The sequence below is a fragment of the Protofrankia sp. Cas4 genome, from assembly GCF_963555915.1.
GTDB lineage: Bacteria > Actinomycetota > Actinomycetes > Frankiales > Frankiaceae > Protofrankia.
Window position 1 is genome coordinate 1 of record NZ_CAUVXL010000068.1, and the last position, 2,189, is coordinate 2,189.

Annotated in this window: 2 protein-coding genes; both read left to right on the forward strand. The window is 71.9% G+C overall.

The genetic code is table 11. The features are described 5' to 3' along the window. Window positions 1–93 precede the first annotated feature (93 nt). Window positions 94–1,644, forward strand: a complete 1,551-nt coding sequence (locus U9979_RS06955) for an allantoicase (protein ID WP_322751873.1) — start codon at window positions 94–96, stop codon at window positions 1,642–1,644. A gap of 36 nt (window positions 1,645–1,680) precedes the next feature. Next, window positions 1,681–2,007, forward strand: coding sequence for a hydroxyisourate hydrolase (gene uraH, locus U9979_RS06960; protein ID WP_322778714.1), 327 nt, complete (start codon window positions 1,681–1,683; stop codon window positions 2,005–2,007). The last annotated feature ends 182 nt before the right edge of the window (window positions 2,008–2,189 follow it).

Sequence of the window (2,189 nt, forward strand, 5' to 3'; positions counted from 1 at the left end):
TCCCACGCCGCACACCCGCACCCCGCACCCCCGCACCCCGAACACCCGCACCCCGAACAGCCGGTGGACCCGACTCGCAGGAGAAGAGGACCAGTGAGCGACGCACCCGATCTCACGAACCTTGTCGACCTCGCCGGCGCCAGGTTCGGTGGATCGGTGGTGACCGTCAACGACGAGTTCTTCGCGCTCGCCGAGCGGATGTTGTTGCCCGAGCCGCCGATCGCCAGGCCGGGGGTCTTCACCGAGCGGGGTGCGTGGACGGACGGCTGGGAGACCCGCCGCCGCCGCGAGCCGTACGGCTCGGACTGGGCGATCGTCCGGCTCGGTGCGCCCGGTGTCGTGCGAGCGGTGACCGTCGACACCACCCACTTCACCGGTAACGCGCCGGAGTCGGTGGAGCTGCACGGTGCCACGCTGGGTGGCTACCCGTCCGCGGTCGAGGTCGCCGAGGCATCGGTCAGCTGGGTGCCGCTGGTGCGCCGGACACCACTGCGAGCGGATTCGGTCAACATCCTTCCGGTCGAGCGGGCTGGCCACACCCGCGTCACGCACGTGCGGCTCACCATCCATCCCGATGGCGGGGTGGCGCGGTTGCGCGTGCACGGAACGGTGATCGCGGACCCCCGCATGCTGGACCGGGTCACCTCCGACCTGGCCGCCGCCTACCTCGGCGGGGTGGTGGTGGCGTGCAGTGACATGCACTACGGCGACCGGCACAACCTCAACGCATCCGGGGAGGCCCGGGTGATGGGGGAGGGCTGGGAGACCCGCCGCCGGCGGGGGATGGGTCATGACTGGGCCGTCGTGCGGCTCGCCACCACCGGTCAGGTGATCCGGGCGGAGGTCGACACCCGGCACTTCCACGGCAACGCCCCCCGGGCCGTGGCGCTGTGGGCCGCGTCCGCCCCGGATCTGTTCGACGGCGACGACATCTCCTCGATCACCGGGTGGCAGCCGCTGTTGCCGCAGGTGCGGGTGCAGCCCAACACCCGCCACCTGTTCGACCTGGAGGTTCCGGTGGAGGCCACCCACGTGCGGGTGGACGCGATCCCCGACGGGGGGCTCGCCCGGCTGCGCCTCATCGGCACCCCGACCCCGGCCGGACGCCAGGAGCTGGCCATGCGCTGGTTCAACGCGCTGTCCCCGGGGGCCGTCCATGCCGAGCTGTTGGGCTGCTGCGGCTCGGAGGACTGGGCAGCCGCGGTCACCGACAGTCGCCCGTACCCGACCCTCGAGGCGCTGCTCGACGCGGCCGCCGAGCAGTGGTGGAAGCTCACCGAGGCGGACTGGCTGGAGGCGTTCACCGCCCATCCACGCATCGGTGAGCGCGGTGCTCCGCGTCCGGCGCCGACCACGTCCACCCGGGCTGTGGTCGCGGGCCTGGACGCCCCGCGCCGGGAGCAGGCAGCCCTGGACAACGCCAGTCTCGACCTGAAGGCGGCCCTGGTCGCGGGCAACCAGGAGTACGAGGACCGCTTCGGCTACATCTTCCTGGTGCGTGCGGCGGGCCGCAGCGCCGAGGAGATGCTGGGCCTGCTGCGTCAGCGGCTGAGTAACGACCCGGCCACGGAACTGCGGGTCGCCGCCGGTCAGCAGGCCGAGATCGCCGCGTTGCGGCTGCAGCGCCTGATCAGCGGTTCGTGACCGGTCGGTTGCCCCGCGCCCGGGCATGATGCCGGGGTGACCCTCTCCACGCATGTGATCGACACCGCCGCCGGAGCCCCGGCTGGCGGGGTGGCGGTCGGACTGGAACGGATGATTGTCGGCTTCGACGGCGACGTGCGCGGCTGGCGGCTGGTCACATCCGCGGTGACCGACGAGGACGGGCGGGTGCGGGACTTCCCCCTGGACGGGCCGGGCGCGTGGCGGCTGATATTCGACACCGCGTCCCTTTCGGCGTTCTTCCCCGAGGTTGTGATCACCTTTGTGGTGACCGATCCGGCGCGCCATCACCACGTGCCGCTGCTGCTCTCACCCTTCGGCTTCTCCACCTACCGCGGCAGCTGAGCGTTACCGGAGGAGCTGAGCGCCGGGCGCGGAGATTTTTCCTCACGGTTCACGGCGATACCGCCTGACGAAGGCGTCCCACTTGCGGGCGGCCTGACGCTCTCCGAGGTCGCGCAGGGTGGAGGCGAGGGTGGATGCGGTGATCAGGGTGTGGGGGTGGTCGTTGCCGAGGGTCCGCCGCC